The sequence below is a fragment of the Streptomyces sp. NBC_00670 genome (genome assembly GCF_036226765.1).
GTDB lineage: Bacteria > Actinomycetota > Actinomycetes > Streptomycetales > Streptomycetaceae > Streptomyces.
Genome location: NZ_CP109017.1, coordinates 5,668,652 through 5,689,041 on the forward strand (window position 1 = coordinate 5,668,652; position 20,390 = coordinate 5,689,041).

20 protein-coding genes are annotated in these 20,390 nt (G+C 71.4%); 15 read left to right on the plus strand and 5 right to left on the minus strand.

Annotation, left to right across the window (positions count from 1 at the left end; translation table 11 throughout):
* The first annotated feature begins 182 nt into the window (after window positions 1-182).
* From OIE12_RS25175 to OIE12_RS25195, 5 genes are all read left to right on the plus strand, one after another.
* Window positions 183-899: an ABC transporter ATP-binding protein gene (locus OIE12_RS25175; RefSeq protein WP_329139001.1), complete on the plus strand. Its 717-nt coding sequence runs from the start codon at window positions 183-185 to the stop codon at window positions 897-899.
* Window positions 900-1,066: 167 nt separating this feature from the next.
* Window positions 1,067-3,676, plus strand: a complete 2,610-nt coding sequence (locus tag OIE12_RS25180) for an ATP-binding protein (RefSeq protein WP_329139003.1) — start codon at window positions 1,067-1,069, stop codon at window positions 3,674-3,676.
* Window positions 3,673-4,356, plus strand: coding sequence for a response regulator (locus OIE12_RS25185; protein WP_329139005.1), 684 nt, complete (start codon window positions 3,673-3,675; stop codon window positions 4,354-4,356). Before OIE12_RS25180 ends, OIE12_RS25185 begins: the two co-directional genes overlap by 4 nt.
* Before the next feature lie 41 nt (window positions 4,357-4,397).
* Window positions 4,398-4,796, plus strand: coding sequence for an OB-fold nucleic acid binding domain-containing protein (locus tag OIE12_RS25190; RefSeq protein WP_078618472.1), 399 nt, complete (start codon window positions 4,398-4,400; stop codon window positions 4,794-4,796).
* Between the two features lie 3 nt (window positions 4,797-4,799).
* Window positions 4,800-5,519 carry a DUF3159 domain-containing protein gene (locus tag OIE12_RS25195; protein ID WP_329139008.1) on the plus strand — a complete coding sequence of 240 codons (720 nt, stop codon included), beginning with the start codon at window positions 4,800-4,802 and terminating at the stop codon, window positions 5,517-5,519.
* Window positions 5,520-5,641: 122 nt separating this feature from the next.
* Here OIE12_RS25195 and OIE12_RS25200 read toward each other — a convergent pair whose 3' ends face one another.
* Both OIE12_RS25200 and OIE12_RS25205 read right to left on the minus strand, forming a co-directional pair.
* Complete coding sequence (locus OIE12_RS25200; RefSeq protein WP_030382158.1) at window positions 5,642-6,319, minus strand: potassium channel family protein; 678 nt, start codon at window positions 6,317-6,319, stop codon at window positions 5,642-5,644.
* Window positions 6,319-6,990, minus strand: coding sequence for a potassium channel family protein (locus OIE12_RS25205; protein ID WP_329139011.1), 672 nt, complete (start codon window positions 6,988-6,990; stop codon window positions 6,319-6,321). The genes OIE12_RS25200 and OIE12_RS25205 overlap by 1 nt, the downstream gene beginning before the upstream one ends.
* Before the next feature lie 248 nt (window positions 6,991-7,238).
* Here OIE12_RS25205 and OIE12_RS25210 point away from each other — a divergent pair, with 248 nt between their 5' ends.
* The 6 genes from OIE12_RS25210 (at window position 7,239) to OIE12_RS25235 (ending at window position 15,152) form a co-directional block, all read left to right on the plus strand.
* Window positions 7,239-8,168, plus strand: a complete 930-nt coding sequence (locus OIE12_RS25210; protein WP_443053899.1) for a lysophospholipid acyltransferase family protein — start codon at window positions 7,239-7,241, stop codon at window positions 8,166-8,168.
* 206 nt (window positions 8,169-8,374) lie between these two features.
* Window positions 8,375-10,441 carry an APC family permease gene (locus tag OIE12_RS25215; protein ID WP_329139013.1) on the plus strand — a complete coding sequence of 689 codons (2,067 nt, stop codon included), beginning with the start codon at window positions 8,375-8,377 and terminating at the stop codon, window positions 10,439-10,441.
* A 110-nt stretch (window positions 10,442-10,551) separates the two neighbouring features.
* Entirely contained in the window at window positions 10,552-11,880 is a 1,329-nt protein-coding gene (locus OIE12_RS25220; RefSeq protein WP_329139015.1) for a class I SAM-dependent RNA methyltransferase, read from the plus strand.
* Between the two features lie 180 nt (window positions 11,881-12,060).
* On the plus strand, window positions 12,061-13,359 hold the full coding sequence (locus OIE12_RS25225) for an MFS transporter (RefSeq protein ID WP_329139017.1): 1,299 nt from the start codon (window positions 12,061-12,063) through the stop codon (window positions 13,357-13,359).
* 308 nt (window positions 13,360-13,667) lie between these two features.
* Window positions 13,668-14,504, plus strand: a complete 837-nt coding sequence (locus tag OIE12_RS25230; protein WP_329139019.1) for an alpha/beta fold hydrolase — start codon at window positions 13,668-13,670, stop codon at window positions 14,502-14,504.
* Window positions 14,505-14,558: 54 nt separating this feature from the next.
* The gene (locus tag OIE12_RS25235) at window positions 14,559-15,152 is read left to right on the plus strand and encodes a TetR/AcrR family transcriptional regulator (protein ID WP_329139020.1); all 594 of its coding nucleotides are present in this window, start codon (window positions 14,559-14,561) and stop codon (window positions 15,150-15,152) included.
* Between the two features lie 84 nt (window positions 15,153-15,236).
* On the opposite strand, the gene OIE12_RS25240 is transcribed toward OIE12_RS25235, so the two are convergent.
* Entirely contained in the window at window positions 15,237-15,650 is a 414-nt protein-coding gene (locus tag OIE12_RS25240) for a winged helix-turn-helix transcriptional regulator (RefSeq protein ID WP_329139022.1), read from the minus strand.
* 105 nt (window positions 15,651-15,755) lie between these two features.
* Here OIE12_RS25240 and OIE12_RS25245 point away from each other — a divergent pair, with 105 nt between their 5' ends.
* Window positions 15,756-16,106 carry a DoxX family protein gene (locus tag OIE12_RS25245; protein ID WP_329139024.1) on the plus strand — a complete coding sequence of 117 codons (351 nt, stop codon included), beginning with the start codon at window positions 15,756-15,758 and terminating at the stop codon, window positions 16,104-16,106.
* Window positions 16,107-16,331: 225 nt separating this feature from the next.
* On the opposite strand, the gene OIE12_RS25250 is transcribed toward OIE12_RS25245, so the two are convergent.
* Window positions 16,332-17,195 carry an alpha/beta fold hydrolase gene (locus OIE12_RS25250; protein WP_329139026.1) on the minus strand — a complete coding sequence of 288 codons (864 nt, stop codon included), beginning with the start codon at window positions 17,193-17,195 and terminating at the stop codon, window positions 16,332-16,334.
* Window positions 17,196-17,308: 113 nt separating this feature from the next.
* Here OIE12_RS25250 and OIE12_RS25255 point away from each other — a divergent pair, with 113 nt between their 5' ends.
* The 3 genes from OIE12_RS25255 to OIE12_RS25265 all read left to right on the plus strand — a co-directional run bounded on the left by OIE12_RS25255 (window position 17,309) and on the right by OIE12_RS25265 (window position 19,101).
* Window positions 17,309-17,926, plus strand: a complete 618-nt coding sequence (locus tag OIE12_RS25255) for a TetR/AcrR family transcriptional regulator (RefSeq protein ID WP_329139027.1) — start codon at window positions 17,309-17,311, stop codon at window positions 17,924-17,926.
* A 150-nt stretch (window positions 17,927-18,076) separates the two neighbouring features.
* A complete protein-coding gene (locus tag OIE12_RS25260) occupies window positions 18,077-18,811 on the plus strand; it encodes a type 1 glutamine amidotransferase domain-containing protein (RefSeq protein ID WP_329139030.1) in 735 nt (244 codons plus the stop codon).
* The gene (locus tag OIE12_RS25265) at window positions 18,808-19,101 is read left to right on the plus strand and encodes a DUF1330 domain-containing protein (protein ID WP_329139032.1); all 294 of its coding nucleotides are present in this window, start codon (window positions 18,808-18,810) and stop codon (window positions 19,099-19,101) included. Before OIE12_RS25260 ends, OIE12_RS25265 begins: the two co-directional genes overlap by 4 nt.
* A gap of 316 nt (window positions 19,102-19,417) precedes the next feature.
* Here OIE12_RS25265 and OIE12_RS25270 read toward each other — a convergent pair whose 3' ends face one another.
* Window positions 19,418-20,341, minus strand: a complete 924-nt coding sequence (locus OIE12_RS25270; RefSeq protein ID WP_329139034.1) for a LysR family transcriptional regulator — start codon at window positions 20,339-20,341, stop codon at window positions 19,418-19,420.
* Window positions 20,342-20,390: the final 49 nt, after the last annotated feature.

The following is a 20,390-nucleotide window of genomic DNA, read 5'->3' on the forward strand; positions in this document are numbered from 1 at the left end:
CGTCCGGACCTGGGCCGGACCCGGGTGCGGTGCGGCGCTCGCGGCCGCCCGTACCCGTCCGGGGGAAATCCGGCGCACCGGGAACCGCGGCCGTCTCCCGGCCGTTCGACCGGGCGAGCGCGGGTGGGAATCGGGTGAGAATGCCGGGCACGCCGGCACAGGGGGAAAGCGGGGGAGGGCTCATGAGCGTGGTCGTCACCGGGGCCGAGAAGGACACCGGAACCGAGACGATGGTGCGCGTCGAGCAGGTGCACAAGTCGTACGGCACCGGCGCCGCCGCCGTGCACGCGCTGCGCGGCGTCTCCCTCGACGTGCCCAGGGGCGAACTCGTCGCCCTCAAGGGCCGCTCCGGATCCGGCAAGACCACCCTGCTCAATCTCATCGGCGGGCTCGACGAACCGGACGCGGGGCGCATCACCGTCGCCGGGCTCGGCCTCGGCGACCTCGGCGAGGAGGGGCTGCTCGCCCTGCGGCGGGACCGGATCGGCTTCGTCTTCCAGACCTTCGGCCTGATACCCATCCTCACCGCCGCCGAGAACGTCGGCGTGCCGTTGCGGCTGCGCCGGGCCGGCCGGCGGGAGCGGGAGGAGCGGGTGGCGCTGCTGCTGTCGCTCGTCGGGCTCGCCGACCACGCGGAGCAGCGGCCCGGGGAGCTGTCCGGAGGGCAGCAGCAGCGGGTGGCCATCGCGCGGGCGCTGGCCAACAGCCCGTCGCTGCTCATAGCCGACGAGCCGACGGGACAGCTCGACGCCGAGACGGGGCTCGCGGTGATGGAGTTGCTGCGGGCGGTGGTGCGCAGCGAGGGCGTCACGGCCGTGGTGGCCACGCACGACGCGACGCTGCTGGGGCTGGCCGACCGGGTGCTGGAGCTGAGCGACGGCGAACTGACCGAGGCCTGAGCGCCCCGCGGGGAACCCGAAGGGCGTGCCGCCGCCGTCAGGGTTGCGTCAAGGACGTCGTGAACCGTGCCCACCACCCGTTTTGCCGGAATCATGAGCCGTAGGGTCGACGCTGCGCACGCGGTGACACATGGCGGCGCGGTGCGGCACAGAAGGACGATGGGGCCATGGGACGCGGCACACTACGGATCTATCTCGGGGCGGCACCGGGCGTCGGCAAGACCTACGCCATGCTCTGCGAGGCCCGCCGCCGGGTCGGACGCGGCACAGACTGCGTCGTCGGCTACGTCGAACACCACGGCCGCCCGCGCACCGAGGCGCTGCTGCGCGGCCTGGAGGAGGTGCCGCGCCGGGAGCTGGAGTACCGCGGCGGCGTCTTCACCGAGATGGACGTCGACGCCGTGCTGCAGCGCGCCCCCGCCGTCGCCATGGTCGACGAGCTCGCGCACACCAACGTCCCCGGCTCGCGCAACGCCAAGCGCTGGCAGGACGTGGAGGAACTGCTGGCCGCCGGGATCGACGTCGTCTCCACCGTCAACATCCAGCACCTGGAATCACTCGGCGACGTCGTCGAGTCGATCACGGGGGTGCGGCAGCGGGAGACCGTCCCCGACGAGTTCGTGCGCCGCGCCGACCAGGTCGAGCTGGTCGACATGTCGCCCCAGGCGCTGCGCCGCCGCATGGCGCACGGCAACATCTACCAGCCGGACAAGGTCGACGCCGCCCTCTCGCACCACTTCCGCCCCGGCAACCTCACCGCCCTGCGCGAGTTGGCCCTGCTGTGGGTCGCCGACCGGGTCGACGAATACCTCACCCAGTACCGCAGCGAGCACCGGGTCTCGACGATATGGGGCTCCCGGGAGCGGATCGTCGTCGGGCTGACCGGCGGACCCGAGGGCCGCACCCTGATCCGCCGGGCCGCGCGACTCGCCGAGAAGGGGGCCGGCGGCGAGGTGCTCGCCGTCTACGTCGCCCGCAGCGACGGGCTGACCTCCGCCTCGCCCAAGGAACTCGCGGTCCAGCGCACCCTCGTCGAGGATCTCGGCGGCACCTTCCACCATGTGGTGGGCGACGACATCCCCGCCGCCCTGCTCGACTTCGCGCGCGGCGCCAACGCCACGCAGATCGTGCTCGGCTCCTCGCGCCGCAAGACCTGGCAGTACGTCCTCGGCCCCGGCGTGGGCACCACGGTGGCCCGCGACTGCGGGCCCGACCTGGACGTGCACATCGTCACCCACGACGAGGTCGCCAAGGGACGCGGACTGCCCGCCGCCCGCGGCGCCCGGCTCGGCCGTACCCGGATCATCGCGGGCTGGGCCACCGGCGTCGCCGGCCCGGTCGTCCTCGCCCTGCTGCTCAACACCGTCGACCTCGGCCTCGCCAACGACATGCTGCTGTTCCTGGCGCTGACGGTGGCCGCCGCCCTGCTCGGCGGGCTGCTCCCGGCGCTCGCCTCCGCGGCGCTCGGCTCGGTGCTCCTCAACTACTTCTACACACCCCCGCTGCACCGCTTCACCATCGCCGACCCCAAGAACATCGTCGCCATCCTGATCTTCGTCGGGGTCGCCGTCGCGGTCGCCTCCGTCGTCGACCTCGCCGCCCGGCGCACCCACCAGGCGGCCCGGCTGCGCGCCGAGTCGGAGATACTCTCCTTCCTCGCGGGCAGCGTGCTGCGCGGGGAGACCAGCCTGGAGGCGCTCCTGGAGCGGGTCCGGGAGACCTTCGCCATGGAGTCGGCGGCGCTGCTGGAACGCGCCGGGGGCGTGGCCCCGTGGACCTGCGCGGGCGCGGTGGGTCCCGGCACGCGCGTGGCGCGGCCCGAGGACGCCGACGTGGACGTGCCCGTCGGCGACCACATGGCGCTGGCGCTGTCCGGGCGGGTGCTGCCCGCCTCCGACCGCCGGGTGCTGGCCGCGTTCGCCGCGCAGGCCGCGGTCGTCCTGGACCGGCAGCGGCTGCGGCAGGCCGCCGAACAGGCCCGGACGCTGGCCGAGGGCAACCGCATCCGCACCGCGCTGCTCGCCGCCGTCAGCCACGACCTGCGCACCCCGCTCGCCGGGATCAAGGCGGCGGTCAGCTCGCTGCGCTCGGACGACGTGGCCTGGTCGGAGGAGGACCGGGCGGAGCTTCTGGAGGGCATCGAGGAGGGCGCCGACCGGCTCGACCACCTGGTGGGCAATCTGCTCGACATGTCCCGGCTGCAGACCGGCACCGTCACCCCGCTGATCCGCGAGATCGACGTGGACGAGGTGGTGCCGATGGCACTCGGCGGGGTCCCCGAGGACAGCGTGGAACTGGACGTCCCCGAGACGCTGCCCATGGTCGCCGTCGACCCCGGGCTCCTGGAGCGGTCGGTGGCCAACCTCGTCGAGAACGCGGTCAAGTACGGCCCGCCCGGGACACCGGTCCTCGTCGCCGCGAGCGCCCTGGCCGACCGGGTCGAGGTCCGCGTCGTCGACCGCGGACCCGGGGTGCCGGACGAGGCGAAGGAACGCATATTCGAGCCCTTCCAGCGCTACGGGGACGCCCCGCGCGGCTCCGGAGTCGGGCTCGGCCTCGCGGTGGCGCGCGGCTTCGCCGAGGCGATGGGCGGCACGCTGACCGCCGAGGACACCCCCGGCGGCGGACTGACGATGGTGCTGACCCTGCGCGCGGCCGGGCACGAGACGGAACCGTCGGAGGCCGTGGCCCTCGCCGCCACCGATCCCGCCGCCACCGGTCCCGCCCGGCCCGCCGGGTCCGGTCCGCTCGCCCTACCGGAGAGGCAGGCCTCATGACGCGTGTGCTCGTGGTCGACGACGAGCCGGGGATCGTCCGCGCCCTCGTGATCAACCTCAAGGCGCGCGCCTACGAGGTGGACGCGGCGCACGACGGCGCGACCGCCCTCCGGCTGGCCGCCGCACGCCGCCCCGACGTGATCGTCCTCGACCTGGGCCTGCCCGACATGGACGGCGTCGAGGTCATCAAGGGGCTGCGCGGCTGGACGAGGGTGCCGATCCTGGTGCTCTCCGCCCGCCACTCCTCCGACGAGAAGGTCGGCGCGCTCGACGCCGGCGCCGACGACTACGTCACCAAGCCGTTCGGCATGGACGAACTGCTGGCCCGGCTGCGCGCCGCCGTACGCCGTGCGGAGCCGACCGGGGGCGGCGAGGACGACGTGGTCGTGGAGACCGAGGGGTTCACCGTCGACCTCGCCGCGAAGAAGGTCAACCGCGGCGGCCGGGACGTGCGCCTCACGCCCACCGAGTGGCACCTGCTGGAGGTGCTGGTGCGCAGCCCCGGCCGTCTGGTCGGCCAGAAGCAGCTGCTGCGGGAGGTGTGGGGGCCGTCGTACGGCACGGAGACGAACTACCTGCGCGTGTACATGGCCCAGCTGCGCCGCAAACTGGAGACGGACCCCTCGCATCCGCGGCACTTCATTACCGAACCGGGGATGGGATACCGGTTCGAGAAGTAGCCCCTCCGTGGGTGTCGGCGGCCCCCGGTACGCTTTCGGGTATGAGTGCTGTTCCCCGTTCCGAGAAGCCGGTGGGCCGGTTCCGGCGCATGCTCGACCGGCTCTCCTCGTCCCAGGAGGACCTGGAGTCGGAGGAGCTGCGGGAGGACGCCGAGACCGCGGGCTGCACCCGCATCGGTGACTGCCAGGACCGACAGCTGGTCACCGTTACTGGTACCTTGCGCACGGTCACGCTGCGCCCGCGGGCCGGCGTACCGGCCCTGGAGGCCGAGCTGTTCGACGGCTCCGCCGCGCTGGACGTGGTGTGGCTCGGCAGACGCTCCATCGTCGGGATCGAACCGGGGCGCAGACTGATCGCCTCGGGGCGGGTCTCGATGAGCCGGGGCCGCAGAGTGCTGTTCAACCCGAAATACGAACTGAGACCGCTCGGACGGGAGTAGCCGGTGACCTCACTCGAGAAGCCGACCGAAGACGACACCGCGCACGATTCGCGCGCGGTCACCGAGGCCGCGCTCTTCGAGGCGTTCGGCGGTGTCCGGGGCATGGTCGAGACGGTGCTGCCGGGGCTGCTCTTCGTCAGCATCTTCACGATCAACAAGAACCTGCACGTGTCGGCGATCGCCGCGCTCGTGGTGTCGCTGCTGCTGGTCGTGGTGCGGCTGGTCCGCCGGGACACGGTCAAGCACGCGTTCAGCGGGGTCTTCGGCGTCGCCTTCGGCGTCGTGTTCGCGATGATGACCGGCAACGCGAAGGACTTCTACCTGCCGGGCATGCTCTACACGCTCGGCCTGGCGCTCGCGTACATCGTGACGACGCTGGCGGGCGTGCCGCTGATCGGCCTGATGCTCGGGCCGGTCTTCAAGGAGAACCTCTCCTGGCGCACGCGCAACCCCGGCCGCAAGAAGGCGTACGCGAAGGCGAGCTGGGCGTGGGGCCTGATCCTGCTCGCCAAGTGCGCGATCCTCTTCCCGCTGTACTGGTGGGCGGACACGACGCAGCTCGGCTGGGTCCTGATCGCCCTGAAGATCCCCCCGTTCCTGCTCGCGGTCTGGCTGACATGGGTCTTCCTGGCGAAGGCGCCCGCGCCGATCGACGTCTTCGCGGAGATGGAGGCGGAGGAGAAGGCGGCGGAGGAGAGGGCGGCGGAGGAGAGCGCCTCATAACTCGGGGGCGCGTGTGCGTGGGCGACTGCCGGTGCGTCGTGGTTGCTCGCGCCCGCGCGGCGGAGCCGCAGATCGGCACAGCCCCGCGCCCCTGGGGGGCGCGGAGCGCCCCCCGCCCCCGCTCAGCCGACCGCGTCCTCCCGCCGTACCGACAGCAGATCCTCCAGCTGCTCCTCCCGTGCCTGCGCCGCGACGAACAGCAGCTCGTCACCCACCTCCAGCGCGTCCTCCGGCGACGGCGTCAGCACCCGCGTCCCCCGGATGATCGTCACCAGCGACGTGTCCTCGGGCCACCGCACCTCGCCCACCTGCGTCCCCGCCAGCGCCGACTCCGGCGGCAGCGTCAGCTCCACCAGGTTCGCGTCACCGTGGCTGAAGCGCAGCAGCCGTACGAGATCCCCGACGCTCACCGCCTCCTCCACCAGCGCGGACATCAACCGCGGCGTGGACACGGCGACGTCGACGCCCCACGCCTCGTTGAACAGCCACTCGTTCTTCGGGTTGTTCACCCGGGCGACGACCCGCGGCACCCCGTACTCCGTCTTCGCGAGCAGCGACACGACGAGGTTGACCTTGTCGTCGCCCGTCGCCGCGATGACGACGTTGCAGCGCTGCAGTGCGGCCTCGTCCAGCGACGTGATCTCGCACGCGTCGGCCAGCAGCCACTCCGCCTGCGGTACCCGCTCCACCGAGATCGCGGTCGGCGCCTTGTCGATCAGCAGTACCTCGTGGCCGTTCTCCAGCAGCTCGCCCGCGATCGAGCGGCCCACCGCACCGGCCCCGGCAATGGCGACCCTCATCAGTGACCGGCCTCCTTCTCAGGGCCCTCGGCGAACGTCGCCTCGACCTTCTCGACGTCGTCCGTGCGCATCATCACGTGCACCAGGTCGCCCTCCTGCAACACCGTCTGGGAGGAGGGCAGCATCGCCTCGCCCAGCCGGGTGAGGAACGCCACCCGGACCCCGGTCTCCTCCTGCAGCCGGCTGATCTTCTCGCCCACCCAGGCCGGGGAGGCGTGCACCTCGGCGAGCTGCACCCCGCCGGTGGGGTCCCGCCACAGCGGCTCGGCGCCCGAGGGCAGCAGCCGGCGCAGCATCTGGTCGGCGGTCCAGCGCACGGTCGCCACGGTCGGGATGCCGAGCCGCTGGTAGACCTCGGCGCGCCGGGGATCGTAGATCCGCGCCGCCACGTTCTCGATGCCGAACATCTCGCGCGCCACCCGGGCGGCGATGATGTTGGAGTTGTCGCCGCTGGAGACCGCGGCGAAGGCGCCCGCCTCCTCGATGCCCGCCTCGCGCAGGGTGTCCTGGTCGAAGCCGACCCCGGTGACGCGCCGGCCACCGAACCCGGAGCCGAGCCGGCGGAAGGCGGTGGGGTCCTGGTCGATCACGGCGACCGTGTGCCCCTGCTGCTCCAGGGTCTGGGCGAGAGCGGAACCCACTCTGCCGCAGCCCATGATCACGATGTGCACGGCCCTACACCACACTCCCCGCGGACCTCGCGGCCCGCGTACGCGTCCTGCTCATGGCTCTCTTTCGGCTCGCCGGGCAACAGTGGCGGCCCGGTGCGCGGGCCGCGGTGCACCATCATGCCGGGGGAACGCCGCGGCGGACTCCCCCGGGGAGCGGTCCGTCGCCCCGCGTCCAACGTAGCGGCAGCCCCGAGCCCGCCGCGCGCCACCACCCGCCCGACCCGACACCGACCCGAGAAGAGGCACGCGTGACTGGAGACAATCCGTCCGGAGCCGCAGAGGAAGAGGCACGCACAGCGGCAGGCACCGATGCGGAGTCCGAGCCCTCGCTCACCGCCGAGCTGCTGCGCGAGTTCCTCGCCGCCGGCACCGACGCGCTGGCCCGGCTGACCTCCGACGACGGCGCCGTCGACGACTTCGGCTTCGACCCCGACCTCACCGACGAGCTGATCCTGCCCCTGCTCAGGCCGCTGTACGAGAAGTACTTCCGGGTCGACGTCGAGGGCCTGGAGCACGTCCCGGCCGAGGGCGGCGCGCTCGTCGTCGCCAACCACTCCGGCACGCTGCCGCTGGACGCGCTGATGCTCCAGGTCGCCCTGCGCGACCACCACCCCGCCCACCGCCGGCTGCGGCTGCTCGCCGCCGACCTCGCCTTCGAACTGCCGCTCGTCCGCGACGTCGCCCGCAAGGCCGGCCACGTCCGCGCCTGCCGGGCCAACGCGCTGCGGCTGCTCGGCGCGGGTGACCTGGTCGGCGTCATGCCCGAGGGCTACAAGGGCCTCGGCAAGCCGTACGAGGAGCGTTACCGGCTGCGCCGCTTCGGCCGGGGCGGCTTCGCCGCGGTGGCGCTGCGCTCGGGCCGCCCCATGGTGCCGTGCGCGATCGTCGGCGCCGAGGAGACGTACCCGATGATCGGCGAGTCCCGCACCCTCGCGCGCATGCTGAACCTGCCGTACTTCCCGATCACGCCCACGTTCCCGCTGCTCGGCGTGCTCGGCCTCGTCCCGCTGCCGAGCAAGTGGACCATCCGCTTCGGCGCGCCGATCACCGTGGACGACTTTCCCGCGGACGCCGCCGACGACCCGCGCACGGTCGAGAAGCTCGCCCGCGAGGTGAAGGACACCATCCAGCACTCCCTGAACGAGCTGCGCGCGGACCGGCAGTCGCCCTTCGGCTGAGGCACGGGCGGCGGGCGGCGGCGGATCCCCGACCGGACCCGGGGCTGCCCGATTCCCCACCCCCCGGCAAGATTCCGTTAAGAATTCGGGACCGGCCGTGCCGGGTCCGGGCCCGTCTTCCTGCGGAAAACGGTGATCCGCCGCCCCTATCGCGCCGGGGGTGGCGGGTGGGCGCCCCCGTGTTCGAACCCTTAACATCCCCTGTTGTGTCCAAACTGACCGACGTGCCCAAACGCATCCTCATCGGGCGCGCACTGCGCAGCGACCGGCTCGGAGAGACGCTCCTGCCGAAACGCATCGCACTCCCCGTCTTCGCCTCCGACCCGCTCTCCTCCGTCGCCTATGCGCCGGGGGAGGTGCTGCTGGTCCTCTCCATCGCGGGCGTGTCGTCGTACCACTTCAGTCCCTGGATCGCGGTCGCGGTCGTCGTACTGATGTTCACCGTGGTCGCCTCGTACCGGCAGAACGTGCACGCGTACCCCAGCGGCGGCGGCGACTACGAGGTGGCCACCACCAACCTCGGCCCCAAGGCCGGTCTGACCGTCGCCAGCGCGCTGCTCGTCGACTACGTCCTCACGGTCGCCGTGTCGATCGCCTCCGGCATCGAGAACCTCGGCTCCGCGATCCCGTTCGTCGTCGAGCACAAGGTGATCTGCGCGGTCGCGGTGGTGATCCTGCTGACGCTGATGAACCTGCGCGGGGTGAAGGAGTCGGGCAAGCTCTTCGCGATCCCGACGTACGTCTTCGTCGGCGGCGTCTTCATCATGATCGTGTGGGGTGCGTTCCGGGGCCTGGTCATGGGCGACACGATGCGGGCGCCGACAGCCGGTTTCCACATCAAGGCCGAGCACCAGGGCCTTTCCGGATTCGCCCTGGTCTTCCTGCTGCTGCGGGCCTTCTCCTCCGGCTGTGCGGCGCTCACCGGCGTCGAGGCCATCTCCAACGGCGTCCCCGCCTTCCGCAAGCCGAAGTCGAAGAACGCCGCGACGACGCTCGCGATGATGGGCCTGCTCGCGGTCACCATGTTCTGCGGAATCATCGCGCTCGCCATGGTCACCAAGGTGCGCATGGCAGAGAACCCCGCCGCCGACCTGATCCGGGGCGGCTCGCCGGTCGGCTCCTCCTTCGTGCAGGACCCGGTGATCTCGCAGGTCGCCGAGGCCGTCTTCGGCAACGGCAGCTTCCTGTTCGTCGTACTGGCGGCGGCCACCGCGCTGGTGCTGTTCCTCGCCGCGAACACCGCGTACAACGGCTTCCCGCTGCTCGGCTCGATCCTCGCGCAGGACCGTTACCTCCCGCGCCAGCTGCACACCCGCGGCGACCGGCTCGCCTTCTCCAACGGCATCGTGCTGCTCGCGGGCGCGGCGACACTGCTGCTGATCATCTACGGGGCCGACTCGACCCGGCTGATCCAGCTCTACATCGTCGGCGTCTTCGTCTCCTTCACGCTCAGCCAGACCGGCATGGTCCGGCACTGGAACCGGCACCTGCGCACGGAGAAGGACCCGGCCAAGCGGCGCCACATGATCCGCTCCCGCGCGATCAACACCTTCGGCGCGTTCTTCACCGGCCTGGTGCTCGTCGTCGTCCTGGCCACCAAGTTCAGCCACGGCGCCTGGGTCGCGCTGCTCGGCATGTGCATCTTCTACGCGACGATGACGGCGATCCGTAAGCACTACGACCGGGTCGCCGACGAGATCGCCGCCCCCGAGGACGAGGTGCCCAGCGACGACATGGTGCGGCCCTCCCGCGTCCACTCCGTCGTCCTCATCTCCAAGATCCACCGGCCCACGCTGCGTGCCCTGGCCTACGCCAAGCTGCTGCGCGCCGACAGCCTGGAGGCGCTCAGCGTCAACGTCGACGCGGCGGAGACCAAGGCGCTGCGCGCGGAGTGGGAGCGGCGCGGGATCGACGTGCCGCTGAAGGTCCTCGACTCGCCCTACCGCGAGGTCACCCGGCCGGTCATCGACTATGTCAAGAGTCTGCGCAAGGAGTCCCCGCGCGACGCGGTGTCGGTGATCATCCCGGAGTACGTGGTGGGCCACTGGTACGAGCACCTGCTGCACAACCAGAGCGCGCTGCGGCTGAAGGGCCGGCTGCTGTTCACGCCGGGGGTCATGGTGACCTCGGTGCCGTACCAGCTGCAGTCCTCCGAGGCGGCGAAGCTGCGGGCGCGCAGGCGCCAGGAGTGGAACGCGCCGGGCGCGGTGCGCCGCGGCCCCGCGGAGCACCGGGATCATCACCATCACCGGGAGTCGAGCGCGAAGGGCTGAGGGACCGGGGCAGGCGCGGCGGCACGTAGACTGGTGGGCTGTTGCCCACCGGCGGACAGGCGCGTGCCGCCCCGCCGCACCCCCTCTTGATCATCTGGAGTACTCCCCCCATGCAGGCAGAACCGAGGAAGTCGCTGGTGGGACAGGAGTACGAGGTCGAGGTCGGCCCCGTCGCCCACGGCGGCCACTGCATCGCACGCACGTCCGAGGGCCAGGTCCTCTTCGTGCGGCACACGCTTCCCGGTGAGCGCGTGGTGGCCCGGGTGACCGAGGGGGAGGAGGGCGCCCGCTTCCTGCGCGCGGACGCGGTGAGCGTCATCGAGGCGTCCAAGGACCGCATCGACGCCCCCTGCCCGTACGCCGGCCCCGGCCGCTGCGGCGGCTGCGACTGGCAGCACGCCAAGCCGGGCGCCCAGCGGCGGCTCAAGGCGGACGTCATCGCCGAACAGCTCCAGCGGCTGGCCGGACTCACCCCCGAGGAGGCCGGCTGGGACGGCACGGTGCTGCCCGCGGAGGGCGACAAGCTCCCCGCGGGTGAGGTCCCGGCCTGGCGCACCCGCGTGAGCTACGCGGTGGACCCCTCGGGCCGCGCGGGCCTGCGCCGGCACCGCTCGCACGAGGTGGAGCCGATCGAGCACTGCCTGATCGCCGCGCCCGGCGTGAGCGAACTGGGGATCGAGCGCCGGCAGTGGCCCGGCATGGACTCCGTCGAGGCGATCGCGGCGACCGGCTCCCAGGACCGCCAGGTCGTCCTCACCCCGAAGCCGGGCGCGCGGCTGCCCCTGGTGGAGCTGGACCGCCCGGTCTCCGTCCTCCGGGTCGACGAGCGCTCCGGGGGCGTGCACCGGGTCCACGGCCGCCCCTTCGTGCGCGAACGCGCCGACGACCGTACCCACCGGGTGGGCGCCGGCGGCTTCTGGCAGGTCCACCCCAAGGCCGCCGACACGCTCGTCGCGGCGGTGATGCAGGGCCTCCTCCCGCGCAAGGGCGACACCGCGCTCGACCTGTACTGCGGGGTCGGCCTCTTCGCGGGCGCGCTGGCCGACCGGGTCGGCGAGAAGGGCGCGGTCCTCGGCATCGAGTCCGGCAAGCGCGCGGTGGAGGACGCCCGGCACAACCTCGCCGGCTTCGACCGCGTCCGCATCGAACAGGGCAAGGTCGAGTCCGCGCTCCCGCGCACGGGCATCACCGAGGCCGACCTCATCGTCCTCGACCCGCCCCGCGCGGGCGCCGGCCGCAAGACGGTGCAGCACCTCTCCGCCCTCGGCGCCCGCCGCATCGCCTACGTCGCCTGCGACCCCGCTGCCCTCGCCCGCGACCTGGCGTACTTCCGCGAGGGCGGCTACCGGGTGCGCTCACTGCGGGCGTTCGACCTGTTCCCGATGACGCATCACGTGGAGTGCGTGGCGATCCTCGAGCCTGCTACGAAGCCTGCGTGACCTGCGGCTTCGTAGCTCGGGCAGGTTGCTCGACCGGTATCCCGCCGTGCGGTGGTTCGAGTAGGCGGGACGATCTTCACAACGGCCCCGGACGAAGGTGTCCGGGGCCGAGCCGTAGCTCGCGCCGCACGAGAGGGCCGCGGTGTAGACGACTGGTCTAATTGTGGCTAGGCTCTGCCCATGCGAACGTCACAGCGTGCTGAGCGGATCCCGACCCGTCCCCTTCCCCGACCCGCCGGATACCTTGCCGGCCGTCCAAGGCCGCCCTGGACGGCGGGCGGGGCGGGTCCGGATGTGCTTCCGGTCGGGCCCACCGCGTGGCTCGGGCCCGCCGCCGCGATCGTGGTGGTCGGATGGGGGGCGAACATGTTCGCCTCCCTTCTGCAGGTCTATCGCGACCGGTTGAGCGCGCTTCAGGTGGACGGCCTGTTCGGGGCCTATGCCCTGGGGCTCGTCCCCGCCCTGCTGGTCATGGCGCGGCTGTCCGACCGGCTGGGCCGGCGGCGGGTGCTCCTCGCGGCCCTCGTGGTCTCCGTGCTCGGCTCCGGGGTGATCCTCGCCTCGGGTGGGGCCTTCGGCACGATCCTGTTCGGACGTGTCCTCGTCGGGATCAGCGCCGGGTCGGCTTTCGGCCCGGGAACGGCGTGGATCAAGGAGTTGTCCGACGCCGCGCGAGCGCCGGGAGCGGGGGCGCGGCGTGCCGCCGTGGCGCTGACTGCCGGTTTCGCGGCCGGGCCGTTCCTCTCCGGCGTCCTCGTCCAGTGGTTCCCCGCGCCCGAAGTCACGTCCTACCTCGTCCACATCGCCCTTGTGGGGCTGGTGTTGCCGTTCCTGCGCGGCACTCCCGAGACCGGTGGCCGGGGTGCCGCGTCCCGTACCCGGGGCGGTGCCGCGGACCGCGGACTGCGAGCGGTGCTGGCCAGTCGGGTCTTCCTCGCCGCGGTCCTGCCGACGGCGCCCTGGGTGTTCGGGACCGCGACGGTGTCGCTCGCGGCGCTGCCCGTCCTGGTCCCGCTGGGGGGCTATGGCCCGGTGGGCAGCGGAGCCATGGCCGCCGTCACTCTGGGCACGGGCATCCTGGTGCAGCCCTGGGCGCGCCGGCTCGCCCGGCGCTCACCGGCGGCGCCCTTGCGCATCGGCATGTCCGCCGCTGTCGCCGGTCTGCTCGTCGCCGCCCTCACCGTGGCCACTGGTGCGCTGCCTCTGCTGCCGGTCGCCGCCGTCGCCCTGGGCTCGGCGTACGGGCTGCTCCTGATGGGCGGTCTGCGCCTGGTGGAATCGCTCGCTCCCGCCAAGGACGTCGCGACGGCGATCGCCGTCTTCTACGCCCTCACCTACGTCGGATTCGCCTATCCCGTCCTCGTGCAGACGCTGGGCGCGCTGGTGGCTCCCGCCGCCGTCCTGATCGCCGGATCCGCAGTGGCAGTGATCGCCATGGCCATGACGTTCCTCGCCCGGTCGGGCACCAGGTCCGCCTGATTCCTGGCCGCATCACCGTACGAACCGGTTCCCGGCGGCAGGGCCACCGTCCGCGTCGTCCCCCAGACGTGCTCCAGCGGCGCGGTGTCCGCGGGGCGTCGGGCGGGCCGGGACGCCGGGACGAACGCGCCACCGGAGAAGACCGAGGGCGCGGGCGCGGCCGGAGTCGGCGGCGACGGCCGGCACACAGGCCCTCCCGCCGGATGGCCCCGCCGCCGCCCCGGCCGACAGGAGGCACCTTGATTCCAGTAGACCGGTCGTATATAAAGGGTCGCAGAGACACCACAGCCCCTGGAAAGGCGGACGTCATGGGTCGTATCAAGGTCGGCACCGAGAACAGCACGGACATCGAACTGCACTACACGGACCAGGGTGCCGGTCAGCCGGTCGTGCTCATCCACGGCTACCCGCTGGACGGCGACTCCTGGGAAGGGCAGACGGCGGCCCTGCTGGAGGCCGGCTACCGGGTCATCACCTACGACCGGCGCGGCTTCGGCAGGTCCAGCCGGCCCTCCACCGGTTACGACTACGACACCTTCGCGGCCGACCTGCACACTCTGCTGGAAACCCTCGACCTGAGCGACGCGGTCCTGGTCGGCTTCTCGATGGGTACCGGCGAGGTCGCCCGTTACCTGTCCACCTACGGATCCGCGCGGATCGCCAAGGCCGTCTTCCTGGCGTCTCTCGAGCCGTTCCTGGAGATCACCGACGACAACCCGGACGGCGCGGCCCCCCGCTCCTTCTTCCAGGGCGTCTCCGACGCCGTCAAGAAGGACCGCTACGCCTTCTTCACCGGCTTCTACGACGACTTCTTCAACCTCGACGAGAACCTCGGCACCCGCGTCAGCGAAGAGGCCGTCCGCAACGCGTGGAACGTCGCCGCCGGCTCCGGGGCCATCGCCTCGGCCGCCGCGCCGCTCACCTGGCCCACCGACTTCCGTGCGGACATCCCCCGCATCGACGTCCCCGCACTGATCGTCCACGGCACCGCCGACCGCACGCTCCCCGTCGACGCCACTGGCCGACGCTTCGCCAAGGCGCTGCCCACGGCCCGGTACGTGGAGATCGACGGTGCGCCGCACGGGCTGCTCTTCACCCACACCGCCGAGGTCAACGAGGCGCTCCTCGCCTTCCTCGAGCAGTGAAATGCCCTGAGACACCGGTAGACGACTAGTCTAATCTACTGTTAGTCTGCTGTCATGGCAGTAGCTACGCGCAGTACCGACACCCGTTCGAACATCCTCGGGGTGGCCCGACGCATCGTGGCCCACAAGGGCTACTCCGGTGTCGGCATCAACGAGGTGCTCGCGACGGCGGGCGTCCCGAAGGGTTCCTTCTATCACTATTTCCCCTCGAAGGACGCTTTCGGTGAAGCGCTCCTGCGGGACTATTTCGCCGAGTACCTCGCGGACATGGACCGCATCGTCACCCAGCCGGGCAGGCCGGCCGTCGAGCGGCTGATGGCGTACTGGCAGCAGTGGCGGGAGACGCAGAGCTTCGACGAGTGCGAAGGCAAGTGCCTCGCGGTGAAACTCGGGGCGGAGGTTGCCGACCTGTCGGAGGCGATGCGGCTGGCCCTGAAGGAAGGTACGGACGCGATCGTCGAGCGCCTCGGGCGCACTCTCGCCGACGGTGTGGAGGACGGGTCGATCACGGTCGACGGTGATCCGGGTGAGATGGCCCAGGCGCTCTACGACATGTGGCTCGGCGCGAGTGTCATGGCCAAGATCCATCGCAGTCTCGCACCGCTCGACACCGCGGCGGCCATGACCCGGCACCTCCTCCATCTGTGACACCACGCGCATTCGGCCCGGCGGGTGCCCAGCCGCACCCGCCGGGCCGAATGCGTGTGGTGCGGCTGGCGGGCGAGCGGGACGTCACCGCGGGGCACCACTGTCGGTGACCTCTGCGGTCTCCCCCTTGGCTGCGGCCTTCCTCCCGGCGACCTCCTGCAAGTCGGCGATGGTCTCGCCGTGATCCCTGGCCCAGGCGGTGAGCATCCTGATCGGCTCCTCCAGGGTGCGCCCGAGTTCGGTCAGGCCGTACTCCACGCGCGGCGGCGCCTCGGCGTACGCGCGCCGCTCGACAAGCCCGTTGTCCTGCAGCCGGCGCAGCGTCTGGGTCAGCACTTTGCGCGAGATGCCGCCGCTCAGCTCGACCAGCTCACCATGGCGCAAGGGACCCTCGGTCAACGCGAAGAGTGTGACCACGGCCCACTTGCTGGCGAGGAGTTCGATGGCCAGGAGGGCGGGACAGTCGGCGAGGAAGGCGTTGCCGGGACGGAAGCTCATGAGTCGAAGGTTACCTTCAGGTACCTGACGGCTGCCTAATGTCGGCCGTGTCCGACGGGCCCCACCGGGTGTTCATCCGGTCCGACATGCAGCCGAGGTATTGCCATGCTCATTACATACATTGTCGTTGCCGTCCTCATGACGACAGTGCTGGTCGCGTCGGCCGGCGCCAAGTCCATGCGGACACAGCACATCACCGGCCAGATGGCCTCTCTCGGTGTCCCCGAGGGCATGCTGCCGCTCCTGGTCGCCGCTCAGCTGTCCGGCGCGGCGGGTCTCGTCGTCGGCGTCTGGTGGAGGGCGCTCGGGATCGCCGCGGCTGTCGGCCTGGCGCTCTATTTCGCCGGTGCGGTCGCCTCCCACCTGCGCGTCCGTGACCACAAGGGCGCCTCCCCGGCGATCGTCCTCACCCTGATCGCCATCGCCCTGATCGCACTGCGCGCCGTCACGCTCTGACCGTTCGGGATCACACGGACGGCCCCGGACACGGCCCGGTCGCGCCGGCGGCGACAGGGCGAACAGCTCCCAGGCGGTCGTCGCTCGTTGCGACGAACGGCCTGCGTTTTCCACGGCACCGTCACCACGGCAGTGATCCGTCTGTGGCTTCGCCCATGACCGCCGGAAGGATCCTGGCCGCCCGGTCCCCGGCTTGGGAACATCGACGCAGCCGTCACTGCCGCGCTACCGCTGCTGCCCCTGCGGCAGTCGGTCCTGCTCTGCGAGGAAGTCGAGGATCTCCTCCGTGACGCGCTCGGGCGCGTCCTCCATCACGAAGTGTCCGGCCCCGGGGATGACGGTGAGACGGGCGCGGGGGATGTCTTCAGCGAGCCGCTGTGCGTAGGACAGAGACTGCCACTGGTCGCGTTCGCCCCAGAGGACACGGACCGGCATGGTCAGGCAGGTGAGTTGGCCGGTGATCTCCTCGGTGTACCGGGAGTCGTAGTGCCGCACCTGGTGCTCGAAGAAGGAGACGCGTCCCAGTGCCGACCGATGGGGTGCCAGGTACGCCTCGAGGACATCGCCGGTCATCGTCGCCGCGCCGTCGGACACCGTCATCTCCAGCTGCCGGGTGAGCAGGGCGTCGAACGTCTCCTGCGGCAGCCGCATGTGGTCCTCCAGCCGCTCATCGATGATGTTCTGCCAGGTCTCGGAGGGCCATGAGTCATAGCTGACCGTGTCGATGATCATCAGTCGCCGCACCCGCTCGGGATGGGCGATGGCGAACCGCTGACCGATGGCGCCGCCGATGTCGTGGGCGACGACAGCGGCCTGTTCGATGCCCAGGGCATCGAGGAGGCTTCCCAGCAGGTCCGTCTGGGCGGCGACCGAGGTGTCGCGGTCCACTGGCCGCTCGGACCGTCCGTAGCCCAGCAGGTCGTAGGTGAGGGAGCGGTGACCGGTGGCCTCGATGTGCGGCACGACGTTCCGCCACTCGTAGGAGTGCGAGGGGGTGCCGTGGATGAACACCACGGGCTCGCCCTCGCCGCGGTCGCGGTAGGCGATGCGGACCCCGTCGACGATCAGGTCACTGGGCAGGAAGTGCATGCGGTCGGCTCCTGGCTGGGTAGGTCGGTCTCCGGAGCTAAACTGTACAGGTCTGTTCATTTAAGGGGAGTGGGGCGCCATGGCGTCCGCCCATCGAGATCGGGAAGCGTGGGATGAGCGAGATCAAGACGGGAGCGGCCGCGGTCGGTAGGCGACGGCCGGCCCGGGAGCGTCTGCTGGCGGCCGCCGCACGCCGCTTCTATGCCGACGGTGTGACCGCCACCGGGATCGACACGGTCATCGCCGAAGCCGGCGTGGCCAAGACGAGTCTGTACAACAACTTCTCCTCCAAGGCCGAGCTGGTCAGGGCCTATCTCAATGCCCGGCACGAGAAGTGGCTCGCGACGTACCGCACACGGCTGGAGGGGGCGGCGGGGCCCCGCGAGGCGGTCTTGGCCGTCTTCGACGCCTACGCCGACTGCGCGGAGGACGCCCGGGAGACCGGGTTCCGTGGCTGCGGCATGCTCAACGCGGCGGCCGAGCTGCCCGCCGGGGACGCCGGGCGTGACGTCGTACGCCGCCACAAGGAGGCCGTCGAGGAACTGATCGTCGGCCACCTCGGGCAATTGCTGCTCGAACGCCCCGAAGAGGTCGGCGCGCTGGCCGAGCACCTGTCCTTCCTGCTGGAGGGCGCGATGGTGCGGGCCGGCCTGGAGGGCGATGGCCGCCGGCTGGCGCACGCCCGCACGCTGGCGGCGGCACTGTTGGACGGGGCCACGGACACATCTTGAGCGCACCCCCGCGCTCTCGCTGTTGCTGTTGCAGCTCGTGCGTACCTCTCCCGTCACTTCGCTCAACTGGTCCGACCGGTCTACTTGACGAGTCATAGACGACTGGTCTACTTTCTTCTCGAGCGGGAAAACACTCGGAAGGAAAGCGACATGACGAAGATTCTGATGGTCCTGACCTCGCACGACCGCCTCGGTGACACCGGTCGGCGGACCGGGTTCTGGCTGGAGGAACTGGCCGCCCCCTACTACCGGTTCAAGGAGGCGGGCTGGGACGTCACCCTCGCTTCGCCCAAGGGCGGCCGCCCGCCCCTGGATCCCACGAGCGCCAAGCCCGACTTCCAGACGGACCTCACCCGGCGTTTCGAGGAAGACCTGGAAACGCAGGCGCAGTTGGACTCGACCGTGCGCCTCGACGAGGTCTCGGCAGCCGACTTCGACACCGTCTTCTACCCGGGCGGACACGGCCCGGTCTGGGACCTCGCCGACGATCCGGTCTCGATCGGCCTCCTGGAGCAGTTCCTCGCGCAGACCAAGCCGGTGGCGCTGGTGTGCCACGCCCCCGTCGCGCTGCGGCACGTACGTACCCCCGACGGCAGCCTCGCCGTCGCGGGTCGCCTGGTGACCGGCTTCACCGACACCGAGGAGGAGATCATCCTCGCCATCAAGGGCCTCCAGGAGGCCGGCGCGAAGGGGAAGGCGGCCGAGGTGATGCCCTTCCTGCTGGAGGACGACATGCTCGCCCGCGGTGCCCGGTACACCAAGGTCGCCGACTACGGCGAGAACGTCGTCACCGACGGACTGCTCATCACCGGCCAGAACCCGGCCTCCTCCGGCCCCGCCGCGGACGTCCTGGTCAAGACGGTCACGAACGGGAGCGCCAAGTGAGCGCCTACGTGGTGATGATCCGCGAGCACCTGCGCGACGCCGCGGAACTGGAGGTCTACACGGCGGGAGCCCGCGCCGCCCGCGCCGGGCACGACATCACCCCGCTGGCCGCCTACGGCCGGATCGACGTGCTCGAAGGCCCCCCGGCCGAGGGCGTGCTGATCAACCGCTTCCCCACCAGGGAGGCAGCGCTCGCCTGGTACCACAGCGAGCAGTACCAGGCCGCGCTTCCGCACCGCCACCAGGCCGCCGACTACCGCGTCCTCATCGTCGAAGGCGTCGACGCCTGACCGCCGCGCCTGCGAGGGAGCGAGGACGGCCCCGACCCGGCGGCCGTCCTCGGCGGTTCGCGAGGCCGCGTACGGAGGAAGGCCCGGTGCGTGGTGGCCAAGGAGGAGCAGGATGCGCGGAGTGTCCGGAGGGAAGGGAAGCGCCCGAAGCCAGGCTCGGGGCGTCGCCGCCCGGACCTGCGCGGGGGCCGCTCCACTGCGCTCGGCGGTCGCCGTACGGCGTCACCACTGGGGAGAGGAACATCGCTGTCCAGGTACGCGCGGGCGTCCGCCACCGGCCGGAAGCCGTGGAGCACCTGGACGCCCTCGTCCCGGATCAGGAGTTCCTCGCCGGTGGCGCCGGCGGTGCCGTCCAGGAACCGCTGGAGGCGCCGAGCCGCTGGACGAGCGAGGTGAGGTCCGTGTGCAGGGCCGATTCCGGGTTCCATACGGCCTCGAAGGAGATCTGCACCTCCCGGCCCGCGTTCAGCAGTGGGCGGTGCGGGACAGCCGGCGAAGTGAGCCGGGACTGGGGAAGCACGGCCGAGCCCAGGCCGAGAGCGGCCCATTCCTCCAGGACCCGGTAGCTGGCCGCTTCCCCGGGATAGGTGTGCAGCGGTACCTCGTTCGCATGGAAGAGCTGGGTGGTGAACGTGGTCAGCCCGCAGGCTTCCGGCACGAGGATGAACTGTTGGTTCCCGGCCTCGGTGAGTTCCAGTGAGGTGCCGTCGTCGGCGTCCGTGCCGACGATGACGACGGGCTCGACATCGATGACCCGATGCTCGAAGCGCGGCATCGCGGTCACGGCCGGGATCAGGATCAGGTCGAGTCGTCCGGCCTGCAGCCCGTCGCGCAGATCCTGCATGTTGGCCTCGCGCAGAACGAGGTCGCGGGGCGTGGGCAGGTCGCGGACGGCGTCGAACGCGCGGCCCACCAGGTGCGGCCCGATGAGCGGTGAGACACCCATACGGATCTTCCGGTCGTCCGGTTGGGTGAGCCGCCGGGCTTCCGCGGTGACGGCGTCCAGGGCGGTGACCGCGCGCTCGATGAGCGGCAGGACCTGGCTGCCGAAGGTGGTCTGTGTCACGCCGCGAGGGGAGCGGTCGAAGAGTTTGCCCCCGAGCCGTTCCTCCAGTTTCGCGATGCCGTTGGACAGGGCCGGCTGGGTGACGCCGTACGCCCGCGCCGCCGCGCTGAAGGAACGTGTCTCGGCGACCGCCTGCGCGTAGCGGAGACCTTCGGCGTTCAGTCGTTCCGTCATAGCCATCGCTTATCGCCTCATTCGCCGAAGTCGCCTACCGCTGCGACTC